Raw genomic sequence first — 16,463 nt, forward strand, 5'->3', positions numbered from 1 at the left:
GACCGGGCGGTCCGGGCTTCGTTGTGGTTGCTAGAAGATGACCTCGCCGCGGGCGCGGCGGGCGCGGAGCTTCTCCAGCGCCTCGTCGAGGATCTCCTGGGCCTCCTGCTCGGAGCGGCGCTCCTTCACGTAGGCCAGGTGCGTCTTGTAGGGCTCGATCTTCGGCGGCGGAGGCGGGTTGTTCACATCGGTGCTGGTCGGCAGACCGCACCGCGGACAGTCCCACTCCTCCGGGATGGCCGCCTCGACCGCGAACCAGGTCGCGGTCTCGTGGCCGTTCGCACAGAAGAACACGATGCGCTGCCGGGGCGCGGTGTCGCCGCGCTCCGCCTCGCCCATCGGTCCGGCGCCGACCCGGCTGCCACGAATCGCACTGCCACCACCAGCCACGGGAACCTACTCCCCCTCAGCCGAGCTTGTAGAGCAGGCCGAGCGCGACGATGGCGGCGAACCAGATCAGACCGACACCGATGGTGATCCGGTCCAGGTTCCGCTCGGCGACCGACGAGCCGCCCAGGCTGGACGACACACCGCCACCGAAGAGGTCCGAGAGGCCGCCACCGCGGCCTTTGTGCAGCAGCACCAGCAGCGTCAGGAACAGGCTGCAGACGATCACGACGATCGAGAAAGCGAGAATCACGAGGAGTAGCCTAACTGAAGGTCCAGGTAACGGCAGATGCCGGCGAACTCGTCCACCTGGAGGCTCGCACCTCCGACCAGGCAGCCGTCGACATCCGGTTGGGCCATGATGCCACCTGCACTGGCCATCTTCACCGATCCGCCGTAAAGAATCCGTACCGAGTCGGCGACCGAGGGTGAGATCGTCTCCTCGATCCGGCCCCGGATCGCGGCGATCACCTCCTGCGCGTCCTCCGGCGTCGCGACCTCGCCGGTGCCGATCGCCCAGACCGGCTCGTACGCGATCACGACCTTGCGGACGTCGTCCTGCTTCAGCCCGGCCAGACCGGCGTCGACCTGACCCAGGCAGTGCGCGACGTGACCGTCGGCCTTCCGGATCTCCAGGCCCTCGCCGACGCACATGATCGGGGTCAGGCCCGCCTCGAGCGCCTTCGTGGTCTTGGCGTTGACCAGCTCGTCGGTCTCGTTGTGGTACTGCCGGCGCTCGGAGTGCCCGGTCAGCACGTACGTGCAGCCGAGCTTGGTGAGCATCGCCGCCGAGATCTCGCCGGTGTACGCCCCGGAGTCGTGCGTGGACACGTCCTGTGCGCCGTACCTGATCTTCATCCGGTCACCGTCGACCAGCGTCTGCACGCTGCGGATGTCGGTGAACGGCGGCAGCACCGCCACCTCGACCCGGTCGAAGTCGTGCTTCTTGTCCTGCAGCGTCCAGCTCAGCTTCTGCAGCAGGTGCACGGCCTCGACATGGTTGAGGTTCATCTTCCAGTTGCCCGCCATCAACGGCGTACGGGCGCTGTCGGCCATCGGTTTCAGTCCTCTTCCAGTACCGCGAGACCCGGGAGCTCCTTGCCCTCCAGGTATTCGAGCGACGCACCGCCACCGGTGGAGATGTGGCCGAACGCCTCGTCGGCGAAGCCTAGCTGCCGGACGGCGGCCGCGGAGTCACCGCCGCCGACGACACTCAGGCCGTCCACCTCGGTCAACGCCTGCGCGACGGCCTTGGTTCCGCCGGCGAACGGCGCCATCTCGAAGACGCCCATCGGGCCGTTCCAGAACACGGTGTGCGCGCCGGCGATCTCGGCGGCGAAGGCCGTGCCGGACTCCGGGCCGATGTCCAGGCCGAGCTGGTCGGCGGGGATCGCGTCGGCGGCCACCACGGTGGCCGGCGAGTCGGCCTTGAACTCGGCCGCGACCACGATGTCGGTCGGCAGCACGATCTTGTCGCCGGCCTCCTTCAGGTACCCGCGGACGACGTCCAGCTGGTCCTCTTCGAGCAGGCTCTTGCCGACCTCGTGGCCCTGCGCCTTCAGGAACGTGAAGACCATGCCGCCGCCGATCAGCAGCTTGTCGGCCTTGGCGAGCAGGTTGTCGATCACCGCGAGCTTGTCCGACACCTTGGCGCCGCCGAGCACGACGACGTACGGCCGGGCCGGGTCCTCGGTGAGCTTCTTCAGGACGTCGACCTCGGCGAGCACCAGCCCGCCGGCGGCGTGCGGCAGCTTGCGCGCCACGTCGTACACGCTGGCCTGCTTGCGGTGCACGACACCGAAGCCGTCGCTGACGAATACGTCCGCGAGCGCGGCGAGCTCGTCGGCCAGCGCCTCGCGCTGCGCCTCGTCCTTGCTCTCCTCGCGCGGGTCGTAGCGGACGTTCTCGAGCAGCAGGACCTCACCCTCGTCCAGGTCCTGTACGGCGGCCTGCGCGGCGTCGCCGGTCACGTCGCCGGCGAACCGCACGGTGATGCCCTCGGGCCGGAGCAGCTCGCCGAGCCGCTTCGCGACCGGGGCCAGCGTGAACTCCGGCTTCGGCTCGCCCTTCGGACGGCCCAGGTGCGCGGTGACGATCACCTTCGCGCCGGCCTTCGCCAGCGTGATCAGCGTCGGCAGCGAGGCGCGGATCCGGCCGTCGTCGCCGATCACCTCGCCCTTGATCGGCACGTTCAGGTCGGAGCGGACCAGCACCCGCTGACCGGCCAGGTCGCCGAGATCTTCGATGGTCTTCACAGTGTCAGATCCTCAGGAGAAACAGGCTTGCGCCCGAAGGAGGACACCAGGGTCACCTTCGGACGCAAGCACCGGAACGGAACGTCAGAGCGAGGCGCCGACGTGGTTGACCAGGTCGACCAGGCGGTTCGAGTAGCCCCACTCGTTGTCGTACCAGCCGACGACCTTGACCTGGTTGCCGATCACCTTGGTCAGGCCCGCGTCGAAGATGCAGGACGCCGGGTCGGTGACGATGTCGCTCGAGACGATGTCGTCCTCGGTGTAGGTCAGGTACCCCTTCAGCGAGCCCTCGGCCGCGGCGGCCTTGTAGGCCTCCTTGACCTCTTCGACGGTGACCTCGCGGCCGACCTCGACGGTCAGGTCGGTGGCCGAGCCGGTCGGGACCGGCACCCGCAGCGCGTAGCCGTCCAGCTTGCCCTTGAGCTCCGGCAGCACCAGGCCGATCGCCTTCGCGGCGCCGGTCGAGGTCGGGACGATGTTCAGCGCGGCGGCGCGGGCGCGTCGCAGGTCCTTGTGCGGGCCGTCCTGCAGGTTCTGGTCCTGGGTGTACGCGTGGATCGTGGTCATCAGACCCTTCTCGATCGTGAACGCGTCGTTCAGAACCTTGGCCAGCGGGGCGATGCAGTTCGTGGTGCAGGACGCGTTCGAGATCACGGTGTGCTTCTCGGCGTCGTACAGGTCGTGGTTCACTCCCATCACCACGGTGAGGTCCTCGTTCTTCGCCGGGGCGGAGATGATGACCTTCTTGGCGCCGTTGTCGGCGTGCGTCTTGGCCTTGGTGGCGTCGGTGAAGAAGCCGGTGGACTCGATCACCACGTCGGCGCCGACGTCCGACCACTTCAGGTTGGCCGGGTCGCGCTCGGCGAACGCCTTGAAGCTCTTGCCGCCGACGGTGATGTCGTCGTCGGTGGCGGAGACCTCACCCGGGAAGCGGCCCAGGATCGAGTCGTACTTCAGCAGGTGAGCGAGGGTCTGGTTGTCGGTCAGGTCGTTGACGGCGACGACCTCGATGTCGGCACCGGACGCCTGCACGGCGCGGAAGAAGTTACGGCCGATGCGGCCGAAGCCGTTGATACCTACGCGTACGGTCACGGGTCTGCGTCTCCTCAGAACTAGCTTTGGCACTGCCGCTACAGCCCGAACACTAGCCCAACAGCCCACTCGATCAACTGGTAGCGTCCAGATGAGACCACCGGTAGTTTTTCACTGCTTCAGACCAGACCACTGGCTGGTACGACGAACGGCGATTTCCGGAAAGTCTCTCCGGAAACCGCCGCTCGATCAGATGTTCATCCGGTTACGGCAGAACGTTCACCGCGGCCCACGCCTTGTCGACCGCGGCCCGCTCCGGGCTGCTCGCGCCGTACAGGTCCGTGGCGGCGTTCAGCGTCGCCGTCCGGGCGCCGTGGTAGTCGGTCCGCGACGTCATGTACGTCGTCAGCGCGCGGTACCAGATCTTCTCGGCCTTGGTGATGCCGATCCCGGTGACCGTGACGCCGCCCGCGGTCGGGCTGTTGTACGCGACGCCGTTGATCGTCTTCGCGCCGCTGCCCTCGGACAGCAGGTAGAAGAAGTGGTTGCCGACACCGGACGAGTAGTGCACGTTCAGCCGGCCGACGCTCTTCGACCACGCGTCCGCGCTGGCCCCGTCCATCGACGGCTTGTCCATCCGCCGGATGTAGTTCACCGCCGGGTTGTAGTCGGTGAAGATCTCCTCACCCATGACGTAGTCCGGGGTGTCCTGGCTGTTGGCGGCGTACCACTCGACCGCCGTACCGAAGATGTCCGAGGTGGACTCGTTCAGACCACCGGACTCGCCGCTGTAGCGCAGCCCGGCCGAGCGGCTGGTGACACCGTGGCTCATCTCGTGGCCGGCGATGTCCAGCTCGACCAGCGGGCCGATCCCCTGGCTCGCGTCGCCGTCGCCGTACCGCATGCAGAAGCAGGAGTCGCTCCAGGACGCGTTCACGTACGCACCGTCGTGGACGTACGACTTCGCGCCCTGACCGTCGTTGGCGATGCCGTTGCGGCCGTGCACGTTCTTGTAGTAGTCCCAGGTCTCCGCGATGCCGTAGTGCGCGTCGACGCCGGCAGTCTGGGCGTTGGAGTTGCTGCCGGTCCCCCACACGTTGTCCGCGTCGGAGTAGAGGGTGCCGGCGTTGTACGTCGAGTTGCCGCCGCGGACCGGGTCGACCATCGTCCAGCTGGTGCCGGACTTGGTGGTGTCGAGTCCGACGGTGCCGACGTACAGGCCGGTGCCGCTGCCGAGGTCGTCGTTGACGGTCGCCCAGCTGTCGAGGACCTTGCCGGTCTGCGCGTCGACGTACGTCTCGGTGCCGGTCGGCTCACCGTTGGCCTTGCGGCCCTCGCTGACGACCTTGTAGGCGAGCTTGGACTGGCCGGCGTTCGTCACGAAGACGACGAGCTGCTGCTTGCTGCCCTTGGTCTTGGCGGCTGCGAACGCGGTCGCGGCGGACACGGCCGGCTTCGTCGACAGGCTGAGCTTGCCGATCCCACCGGTGGACGAACGGGCCTTGCCCGCCTTGTCCTGGTGGACGACGACATCGCCGCCGACGACCGGCAGACCTTGGTACGTGCGGTCGAACCGGACGTGGCTGCTGCCGTCCGCGTCCGTGACGACATCGCGGACGACCAGGTCGCCGCCGTCGCCGAGGCCGAGCTGCGCGGCGTTGGCGCGGGCGGCCGCCACTGGCGACGCGGCGGGGCCGCTGCCGGGCTGGGCGGCCTGGACGGTGGCGGTGATGGAGGCGACGGCCAGGCCGGCGATCGCCGTCGCGGCGAGACCGGCGCGATGGATGCGCTTCATGGGAACTCCCTTGGGCGGAAGACGCGCACGCACCGGGACAAGGTCGTGCGCGAATGGGCACGCACACCCTGTGCGAGCCGTCCGCCAAAAGGAACCGATCGGCGTCGAAAACCCCGGAAGTCCCGGGTAATCCTTCGACGCCGGGCCGGTCACCCCGCGCCAGGGCAGCGGCCCCGGAAACGAGTTCCGGGGCCGCTGGTTCGTGCGGGAAGTCGCTGCCGGTCAGGCCGGGTCGAGCATCTCCGGGGTGAGGTTGGCCTCGGTGTTCGGGATGCCGAGGTCGCTGGCGCGCTTGTCGGCCATCGCGAGCAACCGGCGGATCCGGCCGGCCACGGCGTCCTTGGTGAGGGCCGGCTCGTGCAGCTGGCCGAGCTCCTCGAGGCTGGCCTGCTTGTGCTCCAGCCGCAGCTTGCCCGCCACCTGCAGGTGGTCCGGCACGTCGTCGCCGAGGATCTCCAGCGCCCGCTCGACGCGAGCACCCGCCGCCACTGCCGCGCGGGCCGAACGGCGCAGGTTCGCGTCGTCGAAGTTGGCCAGCCGGTTCGCGGTCGCGCGGACCTCGCGGCGCATCCGGCGCTCCTCCCAGGCCAGCACCGACTCGTGCGCACCGAGCCGGGTCAGCAGGGCGCCGATCGCGTCGCCGTCGCGGATCACCACGCGATCGACGTTGCGCACCTCGCGGGCCTTCGAACCGATGCCGAGCCGCCGCGCCGCTCCGACCAGCGCGAGGGCCGCCTCCGGCCCCGGGCACGTCACCTCGAGCGAGGACGACCGGCCGGGCTCGGTCAGCGAACCGTGCGCCAGGAACGCACCCCGCCAGGCCGCCACCGCGTCACAGGAAGCCCCGGACACGACCGCCGGCGGGAGACCGCGGACCGGACGGCCGCGGTTGTCGACCAGACCGGTCTGCCGAGCAAGCGCGTCACCGTCCCGGACCACGCGCACGACGTACTTCGTCTGCTTGCGGATGCCGGACGGCGAGATCACCACCACGTCGGACGGGTGGCCGAAGATCTCGGCGATGTCCTTGCGCAGCCGCCGCGCCGCGGCGCCGCTGTCCAGCTCCGCCTCCACGACGATCCGACCCGACACCAGGTGCAGACCGCCCGCGAACCGCAATATGGACGACACCTCGGCCTTGCGGCAACAGGGTTTCGTGACCTGGATGCTGGTCAGCTCGGACTTCACCTGTGCAGTCATCGCCATAGAAGGCATCCTCCCACCCGTGTCAAAGACCCTCGGTGGGTCACACCCCTTCCAACGCCGCGACCGGCCGGCCGTTACGGAGTCTGCAACCTTCGGCAGTATTGGCTGCGTTCCCTGGGCAACACTGTGGAACGGAGGGGTATGCACGCACGTGACGAAGCCGAGTTCACCGAGTTCGCCGCCATCATGCTGCGCCGGTTACGACGTACGGCGTACCTGATGTGCGGTGACTGGCATCGGGCCGAGGACGCGGCTCAGGACGCGCTGGTCAAGATCTACCGCCGCTGGACCCGGATCGACCGGACCCAGGGGCTCAACAGCTATGCGCACCAATGCCTGGTGACGGCCGTGTTCGACCAGGCCAGGAAGCCCTGGCGGCGCGAACGCCTCGCCGACACCGAGGAGCCGTCCGCACCACTGCCCGATCACGCGACGTCGGTCGACGACCGCCTGCTCGTCGTCCAGGCCCTCGCCTCCTTGCCGGCGAGTCAGCGGGCGTGCGTCGTACTGCGGCACTACGCCGACCTCAGCCTCGAACAGACCGCCGAAGTCCTCGGCATCGGCGTCGGCGGAGTGAAGAGCCAGTCCTCCCGTGGCCTCGCCCGCCTGCGCGACCTACTCGACCAGACCGAAAGGAGCGCCCCATGAGCACCGACCTCGAACGACTGCTCGCAGCAGCCGCCGACGACACCGACCAGCCGTTGCACACCGACGTCGACGAGATCCTGGTCCGCGGCCGGCGCTCGGTCCGGAAGAGCCGGATCGCCACCGTCTCCACGGCGGTGCTCACCACCGCCGCGATCGTCGGCGGGATCGCCGCGTGGTCCACCACGCGCCCCGAGAGCGCAGAACCAGCAGGTACGCCGAACGGCCAGACCATCACCATCGACGTGAAGACCGGCCGGATCATCGACGACGAGACCGGCAAGACGGTCGTGCCGGCTCCGCCGGTGAGCCCGTTGTCCGACGCCGAGGTCCTCAGCCGCTGCACGAGGTACGACCATACGTACGAGCACTTCAGCCAGGCCCACCCCGGCAAGACGCTGGACAAGGCCGGGCCGGTCGATGCCCGCTGGAAGATCGTGGTGAAGAGCGGCGATCGGTCGGTGCTGAACGCCCTGTTCCTCTCACCGGACCAGTCGGTCGTCTCGACCTGCACCATGGACGGCCCGGAGAAGCCGGACTCCTTCGGGCGCACCCACACGGCCGCGATCTCGGCCGCGGGCCAGATCCGGCATCAGACACAGCCGCAGGACGGCCTCCGCGTTCCGGTCCGTGGTGCCACCCGGGTGCTCGTCGACCTCGCCGGTGAAAGCAGTCCTCGTGAGGCCCTACTGGGAACTGATGGCTTCCTCACCCTCGGACACCCCGGTGAGAACGCCAAGCTGATCACGGTGGACCGGATCCGCGGCTACGACGCCGGCGGCACGAAAATCTACGAACACGTCCCGACGCCGGTCACTCCCCCATCGCTGCCGACCGTCGACCCTTCGGTGACCGTCAAGACCGCCGACCCGATCACGCCCCAGGTCGTGCTCACGAAGGATCCGGAGACCGGGAAGCCCCTTGCTCCCGCACCGCCGGTGAGTGCGCTGACCGACAAGCAGATCACCACCCGCTGCCGTGGCGTGGACGACATCTACTTCAAGGACAGCGCGGGCAATCCGGCCGACCCGCGGATCAAGGCGGCCGGCCCTGTCACGAAGGACTGGCAGGTCGCGCTCAAGACCGGTACCGGCAACAAGCTCACCGCCGTCCTTGTCTCTCCGGACAAGCGGGTCCTCGCGTGGTGCCACATGCTGGCGGCAACGGCCAAGGGCCCGTACGACTACGCCCGGAGCGCGGTGCAGGCCAACGGGACCTTCAAGGACGACGGCACATCCGCCATGGTGCCCAACGGCGTCGCGCAGATCATCGTCGACCTGCCGGGACAAGGCCCGACCCGCGCGCTGATCTCGAACGGCTTCTACATCTGGGGCCTCACCGGCGGGAACTCGGACCTGCAGAGCGTCCGAGTCCGTGGGTACGACGCCCACGGCCAGAAGGTCTACGACCAGAAGAAGACCGTGGACGCCGACTTCGACTAGAGCTCGTCGTCGATCAGGCTCTTCGACAGACAGCGGTTGGTGCAGAGAATCGCTTGCCACCGGCAAGCGGCGGCGACATTCGCCACAACTCGTCGTTCCAGTCGTACGTCGTGCGCCTAGCAGCGCGGAAATCCCTGCCAGGGTGGAAAAACGCGCGTCTTCAGTGATCCTGGAGAAAGATGTCATTGAACCGCTGAACGTGTGGTGACGTGATCCGCCGAGCCGGACACGTCACCGCCCGTACCGCGGGCCAGGTCTATTTGCTGCGGGCAACTTCAATCTCAAGCGAATTCTCTGAAAGAGGCTTCGGTCGGCATTCGCTGATGCTTGTGGAAGGCAACCAGGTGCTGCTCGAAACACAGCAAAACCTGGGCATGTGCGGCGTTCTGCCAATATCGAGCCGCCAGCGTTCAGTAATGGCGGAGAAGTTCTCTTGTGGTTAAAGGTGTCACTTAAGCGGTTTTATGCAGTACTCTCTGCAATTGCAGGGGTGGGGAGCTCGTGTTGGGGGCGCCGAATGGTGAACAATGCCGAGCGGCCGGGGGACTTCGCGGACGCCGGGATCGTGGCGAGGATCGTTCCGATCCTGGTGGCTTTCGGGCCACCGGTGGCTGTCAGCGGCTGGTTGTGGTCGAAGGTTCAGCAGAATCCGGTGGTCAGCATCGTCGTTCTGATGGGCTATTGGTTCCTGGTCGCGGTCGTACGATTCGTCTTCCGGGTGAGCAGCGAAGTCGGGGATTTGTGGATTCCCCGGAGCGCCGCGGCCGTCGACCGGCGGGTGAGTGCGTTCCTGAAGAGCTACCGCGCGCGCTATCTGAACCAGCTGCTCGCCAGCGTGCGTGATGTCGAATTGCTCGGCATGGCCACCCAGGGAGAGTTCTCGCTGCAGCTCCGGCATGTTTATGTCGACGTCAGCCTGGCGCCGTCGCCGTTGCAGACGGCGACGCACGCGCCGTTCGTCGGAGCCGAGACTCCGGCCGGCGAGCGCCGGTCGCTGGACTCGTTCCTGGACAGCCGTCAGCCGCGGGTCTTCGCGGTGATCGGTGGCCCGGGTTCGGGTAAGACGACCCTCCTGCGCCGGACGGCGATCACATTGGGAGAGCGGCGCGGGCACAAACGCGGTGTGCCGGTGATCCTTTACCTGCGCGACCATGTCCAGGAGATCATCCGCGATCCCGGGGTGTCGATTCCCGAACTGGTCGCGAGCGTTACCTGGCTGAAAGGTACGGTCACGGCGGACTGGTTCGAGCGCGGCCTGAGGAAAGGCCGTTGTGTCGTCATGCTGGACGGTTTGGACGAGGTCGCGGTCGAGGAACAGCGGCAGTTGACATCCACGTGGGTACAGGACCAGGTCGCGCGCTATCCGGCGAACCATTTCATCCTGACGTCGCGGCCGCACGGCTATGAATCGAATCCGGTCCGGGGTGCCGACGTACTGCAGGTTCGGCGGTTCACCAGTGACCAGATCTTCAGGTTCGTGCACAGGTGGTACTACGCCATCGAGTGCCGCAGCACCGGCGAGACCGGCGAGCGAACCCGGGCGATCGCGAAGGACCATGCCGCCGATCTCCTCCGCCGGATGCGCCTGCAGCCGGCGCTGTACGACCTGGCGGCCAACCCGATGCTGCTGACGATGATCGCCAACGTCCACAAGTACCGCGGCGCGCTGCCCGGCAGCCGGTCGGCGTTGTACGGCGAGATGTGCGATCTGCTGCTGCACCGGCGGCAGGCGGCCAAGCACCTGTCCGCGGGATCAGGTCTGAAGGCCGAACAGCGGGCCAAGGTGGTGCGCAAGCTGGCGCTGGCGATGATGACCCGCGAGGTTCGCGACGTGACGCGGGAGTCCGCGAGTGACATCGTCGGGCCGACGCTGACGAGGATCCCGCGGGCCGCGACGGCCGATGTGTTTCTGGCCGAGCTCACCACGAGTGGTCTGTTCGTCGAACGCGAGGTCGGTCTGTACGCGTTCGCGCATCAGACGCTGCAGGAGTACCTCGCGGCCGCGGAGATCCATGATCATCCCGAGGTGAACGCTCTGGCGACGAAGGTCGACAACGCCTGGTGGCGCGAGACGATCCTCCTGTGGGCGGCGAACGCGGACGCGTCGCCCGTCATCGATGCGTGCCTGAAGTCAGGCACCGTCGGCGCACTGGCGCTGGGCTTCGACTGTGCCGACGAAGCCCGCGAGGTCGACGTGGATCTCGTCGAACGCCTCGACGCGATGCTGTACTCGGATCCGCCGGCATCCGACGTCCTGGCCCGCGACGCGCATCGCCGGCTGATGGCCGCGGTTCGCGCGTCGCGCAGCCTTCGCCACACCGTGACCCTCAGCAATGGCGCTGTGGCGTGCGCGCAGCCCTTCCCGCAGTCGCTGTATCGCCTGTACGTCGACTTGTCCGGCGATCCGGGCGGTTCGGTTCGCAAGCCCGCGAAGGACGACAACGCGGAGGCGGTCGGGGTTTCGGCCACCGAGGTCGAGAAGATCGTCAGGTGGGTCAACGGTCTGTTCGACGACGGCACCGCCTACCGGCTGCCGGTACGCCGCGAGCTCGCCGATCCGATCACCGGCGTCATCGTCGACCTGAACCGCCGGACCGTGTGGTACGCCGAGGACCCGCTCGCGGTCACGCCGCCGGGAGCGGGTCCGCTGCCCGCGGTCCGCACCCGGAAGCGATACGCCGGACCACGGCTGTTCGTGCCACCAGGGGTCTCGCATCCGTACGTCGCGAGCGACGGCCTGCTCGCGGAGACCATCCGACGCGATCTGCGCTCCGTCGTCGGTGCGCTTCCTTATGTTCTGAGCCTTGCTCTCGAGCGGGATCTGGACCGGGCACGGACCCGAGATTTCACGGCGACTCTCGACCGGCTCGAGCTGTTGAACCACAGCATGACGCCGGCGCTGGTCAAGGACGCGATCCACGTGGATCGGGCGCTGGCGCGGAGTCGTGGCGGAGACTTGTCGCAGGATCGCGACCTGCACCGGCGGCTCGACCGCCTCAGGGATCTGGCTGGTGGTTTGGCGGCGGTCACGGACTTCCCCGTCCCGCCCGTGCTGGTGCGCGAGTTCCGGCGTACCCTCCGTCGGGGGCGCGCCGTCGACGAAGCGATCAGTCAGGCGCTCGACATCATCTTGACGCACTCGTTGATCTCCGACGACGTGTCGATGCTTGTCCAGGAACTGCAAGATCCGGCGACGCTGCCCACCACCGCGCCGGCGGGGCGAACCGTGCTGCAATGGGCCCCTTCGCGCATTCATCGCGACCAGTTCGAGCTCACCGTCGTGGCGCTCAGCTTGCTGCTGTCGCTCTGGGAGCCGCACAAGACGAAATACCGCCACAGCCAGGGCTGGGTGCAGTTCGAGCGGTTCCTTGTCGACCTGTTCACGGCGTCGAGCGAACTGACGCCGGCCATTCCCGATGAGGTCGAAGGTGTCCTGCGCCGGCTCGAGCCGTTGTTGCTCAATGCAACCTGGAGCGGTGGGTCGACTTTCGCGGGAGCCGACGCGGACCGCGACGAGCGATGCCGGCGGATCCTGGCCCGGCGGATCGTGGTCGTGTCCGCGTCCATGATCGCGACGACAGTCCACCACCCCGATGCGCCGTACACCAGCAGCCCGGCGATTCGGCTCGGCCTGCTCGCAGCGGCCTGCGTCGCGGACAGATTCACCGACGCCGCGATCGCACAAAGCCTTCGCGGACTGCACAGCAGTCTCACCTGCCTCGACGCCCGTCTCGACGATCCCAGCCGGCCCTCAGAGGTCCTGCTCCTCATGCGCGCGTAGGCGTCGCGCTTGGCGATGCGGTCGCCGTACTTCGCGGCGAGCTCCGTCCTCGAGGCGCGGCTCCCGCGGTCCGGCCTAGCCGAAGATCTCCCGGTACACCTTCGCGAGTTTGTCCGGCGCGTGGTGCAGGTCACGGTCCTCGTCGGCGATGTCCGCGATCACCAGCTCGGCCCCGAGGGACTGCGCCGTACGGCGCAGCGACTCGGGGTCGGGCACGTGACCGGTGTCGGCGAGCACGACGTCGATCCGCAGATCCGGCGCGTGCCCGGCCAGCACCTCCAAGTGCGTCTCCGGCGAGAACCCGTCCGTCTCCCCCTTCTGCTCCCCCAGGTTCAGGGTGAGCAGCCGGCGGGCGCTGGTCTGCTCCAGACCGCGGCACAGCTCGGGGACCAGCAGGTTCGGGATGACGGAGGTGAACCAGGATCCCGGCCCGACCACGACCCAGTCGGCTTCCGCGACCGCGACCAGCGCCTCCGGGCACGCGGGCGGGTCGGCCGGGTCGAGGGCCACGTCGACCACGTGTCCCTCGGTCGAGGCCACCTCGGCCTGGCCGCGGATCTCCGTGATCCCCTCCGGTTGCGCCGGGTCCAGCCCGAGCACGCGGGCCTTGATGTCCAGCGGTACGGCGGACATCGGCAGCACCCGGCCCTGCGCACCGAGCAGCCGAGCGACCCAGTCGAGTCCGTCGACCGCGTCGCCGAGCAGCTCCCACAGCGCGACGATCAGCAGGTTGCCGACCGCGTGGTCGTGCAGCTCACCGTTGCTGCGGAAGCGATGCTGCAGTACGTCGGCCCACGTGCGGCCCCATTCGTCGTCGCGGCACAGCGCGGCCAGGGCCATCCGCAGGTCACCCGGCGGCAGCACCCCCAGCTCCTGGCGCAACCGGCCCGACGACCCGCCGTTGTCCGCGACGGTGACGACCGCGGTCAGCTGGTCGGTGACATGGCGAAGTGCGGACAGGGACGCCGCCAAGCCGTGTCCCCCGCCCAGTGCGACAACCTTGGCCGATCTCGTCACTCACGCCCCAGATCCCGGTGCACGACCAACGTCGGTGACCCTCTCTCGCGCAGCCTCCGGGCGATCTCCTCGGCCATCGCGACACTACGGTGCTTACCCCCGGTGCAGCCGATCGCGACGGTGACGAAGCGCTTGCCCTCGTTCAGGTAGCCGGTCCGCAGGGTGTCCAGCACGTCCACGTAGTTCTGCAGGAACTGCTGGGCCAGCGGATGGCCGAGCACGAAGTCTGACACAGGCTGGTCCTGCCCCGTCATCGGGCGCAGGTCGGGCTGCCAGTACGGGTTCGGAATGAAGCGCATGTCGGCGACCACGTCGGCGTCCACCGGGATGCCGTACTTGAACCCGAACGACACCACGGTCGCCCGGAGCTCGGCGTTCTCCTCGTCGCCGAAGGCGTTCACGATCTTCGCGGCGAGCTGGTGGATGTTCAGGCTCGAGGTGTCGATCACCAGGTCGGCGCCGGCCCGGATGTCGCCGAGCAGTTCCCGTTCGCGCTGGATCCCGTCCAGCAGCCGGCCCTCACCCTGCAGCGGGTGCGGCCGGCGGACGCTCTCCTGCCGGCGCACGATCACGTCGTCGGACGCCTCCAGGAACAACGTCAGCGGCCGGTACCCCTTGAGCCGCAGGTCGTGGATCGCCGAGCTCAGTTCGTCGAAGAACAGGCCGGTCCGGACGTCGACGACGACCGCGAGCCGCGGTGCCGCGCCGGTCCCGACGACCTGCTCGACGATGGTGGTCAGGAACATCGGCGGCAGGTTGTCCACCACGAACCAGCCGAGGTCCTCCAGTACGTCGGCGACCGAACTCCGTCCCGCGCCCGACATCCCGGACACGATGATCAGGTTGCCGCTCGTGTCGTCCATCAGTTCTCAGTTCTCCCTGGATCCCCGTCGGGCGCCCCGGCCGGCGCCGGGACGTCGTCGCCCAGTATCTCGCCTGTCGCCGTGTTGACCGACGGGGCCCGGCCGGTTTCCGCCTTCGTTGCAGCAGCGTTAACCGCCAGTACGACGGACTCCGCCAGCCGCGGCCCGAAACCGGGCAGGTCCGCGACCTCGTCGACGGTGGCGGCACGCAGCTTCTTGAGCGACCCGAAGTGCCGCAGCAGCGTCTTCCGCCGCACCTCGCCCAGTCCCGGAACCTCGTCGAGGGTGCTCTCGACCATCGACTTCGACCGCCGGTTGCGGTGGTGCGTGATCGCGAACCGGTGCGCTTCGTCGCGGAGGCGCTGCAGCAGGTACAGGCCCTCCGACGTCCGGGAGAAGATGACCGGGTCCTCCTCGTCGGGCACCCACACCTCCTCCAGGCGCTTGGCCAGGCCGACGACCGGGATGTCGCCGACGCCGATCTCGTCCATCGCCTGACGGGCCGCCGCCACCTGCGGCGGACCGCCGTCGACGACCACCAGGCCCGGCGCGTAGGCGAACTTCTTGGCCCGCCCGGTCTCCGGGTCGATGAGCGCCGCGTTCGGGTCCTCGTCCTCGGTCATGGTCGCGCGCTCGTCCAGGAGGCGCTTGAAGCGACGGGTCAGGACCTCGGCGATCGAGGCCACGTCGTTCTGCCCCTCGACGCCCTTGATCACGAACCGCCGGTACTCGCTCTTGCGCGGCAAGCCGTCCTCGAAGACCACCATCGAGGCGACCACCTCGGTGCCCTGCAGGTTCGAGACGTCGTAGCACTCCAGCCGCAGCGGCGCCTCGGGCAGGTCGAGCGCGGCCTGGATCTCCTCCAGCGCCTGATTGCGCGTGGTCAGGTCGCTGGCGCGCTTGGTCTTGTGCATCGTCAGCGTCTGCAGCGCGTTGCGCTCGACGGTCTCCATCAGCGCCTTCTTGTCGCCGCGCTGCGGGACCCGGATCGACACCCGCGCGCCGCGCAGCTCCTCCAGCCAGGCGGTCAGCGCGTCCGCGTCGTCGGGCATCGTCGGGACCAGGATCTCCCGCGGGATCGTGTCGCCCGAGTCGCCGGCGTACGTCTGCTGGATGAACTGCGAGACCAGGTCGGCGGTGGTCGCCGTACCGTCCGCCTTGTCGGCGATCCAGCCGCGCTCACCGCGGATCCGCCCGCCGCGGACGTAGAAGATCTGCACCGCGACCTCGAGCGGGTCCTCGCTGAGCGCGATCACGTCGGTGTCGGTGCCGTCGCCGAGGACCACCGCGTTCTTCGCCAGGGCCTTCTCCAGCGCGGCCAGGTCGTCGCGGATCTTCGCGGCCCGCTCGTACTCCAGCTCGGCGGCCGCGGCCTGCATCTCCTTCTGCAGCCGGCGCACGTACGTCGAGGTCTGGCCGGAGAGGAACGCGGCGAAGTCGTCGACGATCTGCCGGTGCTCCTCCTGGGTCACCTGACCGGTGCAGGGGGCGGCGCACTTGCCGATGTACCCGAGCAGGCAGGGCCGGCCGATCTGGCGGTGCCGGTTGAACACGCCCTTGCTGCACGAGCGCATCGGGAACACCCGGAGCAGCAGGTCGACGGTCTCCCGGATCGCCCACGCGTGACTGTACGGACCGAAGTACCGCACGCCCTTCTTCTTCTGGCCGCGGCCGACCATCACCCGCGGATACTCCTCGTTGAGGGTGATCGCGAGCCACGGGTACGACTTGTCGTCGCGGTACTTCACGTTGAAGCGCGGGTCGTACTCCTTGATCCAGGAATACTCCAGCTGCAGCGACTCGACCTCGCTGGCGACCACCGTCCACTCGACCTTCGAGGCCGTCGTCACCATCGCCTGGGTGCGCGGATGCAGGTTCACCAGATCCTGGAAGTACGACGACAACCGGGCCCGCAGGTTCTTCGCCTTGCCGACGTAGATCACCCGCCCGGCGGAGTCGCTGAAGCGGTAGACGCCAGGCGAGTCGGGGATCGATCCCGGAGCGGGACGGTAGGAGGACGGATCAGCCACCCAACCACCC

General features: G+C 68.4%; 13 protein-coding genes. 3 read left to right on the forward strand and 10 right to left on the reverse strand.

Annotated elements, in window-relative coordinates:
- Window positions 1-30: 30 nt before the first annotated feature.
- From AB0L64_RS32470 to whiA, 7 genes are all read right to left on the reverse strand, one after another.
- A complete protein-coding gene (locus AB0L64_RS32470) occupies window positions 31-390 on the reverse strand; it encodes an RNA polymerase-binding protein RbpA (protein ID WP_131296896.1) in 360 nt (119 codons plus the stop codon).
- Window positions 391-406: 16 nt separating this feature from the next.
- Complete coding sequence (gene secG / locus AB0L64_RS32475; protein ID WP_130385521.1) at window positions 407-640, reverse strand: preprotein translocase subunit SecG; 234 nt, start codon at window positions 638-640, stop codon at window positions 407-409.
- Window positions 637-1,443, reverse strand: a complete 807-nt coding sequence (gene tpiA / locus AB0L64_RS32480; RefSeq protein ID WP_359925063.1) for a triose-phosphate isomerase — start codon at window positions 1,441-1,443, stop codon at window positions 637-639. The genes secG and tpiA overlap by 4 nt, the downstream gene beginning before the upstream one ends.
- A 5-nt stretch (window positions 1,444-1,448) precedes the next feature.
- Window positions 1,449-2,642 carry a phosphoglycerate kinase gene (locus AB0L64_RS32485; RefSeq protein ID WP_363716376.1) on the reverse strand — a complete coding sequence of 398 codons (1,194 nt, stop codon included), beginning with the start codon at window positions 2,640-2,642 and terminating at the stop codon, window positions 1,449-1,451.
- An 84-nt stretch (window positions 2,643-2,726) separates the two neighbouring features.
- Window positions 2,727-3,734: a type I glyceraldehyde-3-phosphate dehydrogenase gene (gene gap / locus AB0L64_RS32490; RefSeq protein ID WP_363716378.1), complete on the reverse strand. Its 1,008-nt coding sequence runs from the start codon at window positions 3,732-3,734 to the stop codon at window positions 2,727-2,729.
- 205 nt (window positions 3,735-3,939) lie between these two features.
- Window positions 3,940-5,469 (reverse strand): M4 family metallopeptidase, encoded by a 1,530-nt coding sequence (locus AB0L64_RS32495; RefSeq protein ID WP_359925055.1) that lies wholly within the window; start codon window positions 5,467-5,469, stop codon window positions 3,940-3,942.
- Window positions 5,470-5,691: 222 nt separating this feature from the next.
- Window positions 5,692-6,675 (reverse strand): DNA-binding protein WhiA, encoded by a 984-nt coding sequence (gene whiA / locus AB0L64_RS32500; RefSeq protein WP_141860534.1) that lies wholly within the window; start codon window positions 6,673-6,675, stop codon window positions 5,692-5,694.
- A gap of 141 nt (window positions 6,676-6,816) precedes the next feature.
- Between whiA and AB0L64_RS32505 the strand changes: the two genes are divergently transcribed.
- From AB0L64_RS32505 to AB0L64_RS32515, 3 genes are all read left to right on the forward strand, one after another.
- A complete protein-coding gene (locus AB0L64_RS32505; protein ID WP_359925052.1) occupies window positions 6,817-7,323 on the forward strand; it encodes a SigE family RNA polymerase sigma factor in 507 nt (168 codons plus the stop codon).
- Window positions 7,320-8,762, forward strand: coding sequence for a hypothetical protein (locus AB0L64_RS32510; protein ID WP_363716381.1), 1,443 nt, complete (start codon window positions 7,320-7,322; stop codon window positions 8,760-8,762). Before AB0L64_RS32505 ends, AB0L64_RS32510 begins: the two co-directional genes overlap by 4 nt.
- A 376-nt stretch (window positions 8,763-9,138) precedes the next feature.
- On the forward strand, window positions 9,139-12,543 hold the full coding sequence (locus tag AB0L64_RS32515) for an NACHT domain-containing protein (protein WP_363716383.1): 3,405 nt from the start codon (window positions 9,139-9,141) through the stop codon (window positions 12,541-12,543).
- Window positions 12,544-12,618: 75 nt separating this feature from the next.
- Here AB0L64_RS32515 and yvcK read toward each other — a convergent pair whose 3' ends face one another.
- The 3 genes from yvcK to uvrC are packed head-to-tail and all read right to left on the reverse strand — an operon-like array spanning window position 12,619 to window position 16,453.
- Window positions 12,619-13,560 carry a uridine diphosphate-N-acetylglucosamine-binding protein YvcK gene (gene yvcK / locus AB0L64_RS32520; RefSeq protein WP_363716385.1) on the reverse strand — a complete coding sequence of 314 codons (942 nt, stop codon included), beginning with the start codon at window positions 13,558-13,560 and terminating at the stop codon, window positions 12,619-12,621.
- A complete protein-coding gene (gene rapZ / locus AB0L64_RS32525) occupies window positions 13,557-14,423 on the reverse strand; it encodes an RNase adapter RapZ (RefSeq protein WP_363716386.1) in 867 nt (288 codons plus the stop codon). Before rapZ ends, yvcK begins: the two co-directional genes overlap by 4 nt.
- Complete coding sequence (gene uvrC, locus AB0L64_RS32530) at window positions 14,423-16,453, reverse strand: excinuclease ABC subunit UvrC (protein WP_363716388.1); 2,031 nt, start codon at window positions 16,451-16,453, stop codon at window positions 14,423-14,425. Before uvrC ends, rapZ begins: the two co-directional genes overlap by 1 nt.
- Between the last annotated feature and the right edge of the window lie 10 nt (window positions 16,454-16,463).

Source organism: Kribbella sp. NPDC051936 (genome assembly GCF_040680955.1).
Classification (GTDB): domain Bacteria; phylum Actinomycetota; class Actinomycetes; order Propionibacteriales; family Kribbellaceae; genus Kribbella.

What these genes read in the sequence shown, in the direction of transcription:
- AB0L64_RS32505 (WP_359925052.1), top strand. Translation starts at nt 6,817, where the DNA reads ATGCACGCACGTGACGAAGCCGAGTTCACCGAGTTCGCCGCCATCATG.
- whiA (WP_141860534.1), bottom strand. Translation starts at nt 6,675, where the DNA reads ATGGCGATGACTGCACAGGTGAAGTCCGAGCTGACCAGCATCCAGGTC.
- rapZ (WP_363716386.1), bottom strand. Translation starts at nt 14,423, where the DNA reads ATGGACGACACGAGCGGCAACCTGATCATCGTGTCCGGGATGTCGGGC.
- AB0L64_RS32510 (WP_363716381.1), top strand. Translation starts at nt 7,320, where the DNA reads ATGAGCACCGACCTCGAACGACTGCTCGCAGCAGCCGCCGACGACACC.
- AB0L64_RS32495 (WP_359925055.1), bottom strand. Translation starts at nt 5,469, where the DNA reads ATGAAGCGCATCCATCGCGCCGGTCTCGCCGCGACGGCGATCGCCGGC.
- tpiA (WP_359925063.1), bottom strand. Translation starts at nt 1,443, where the DNA reads ATGGCCGACAGCGCCCGTACGCCGTTGATGGCGGGCAACTGGAAGATG.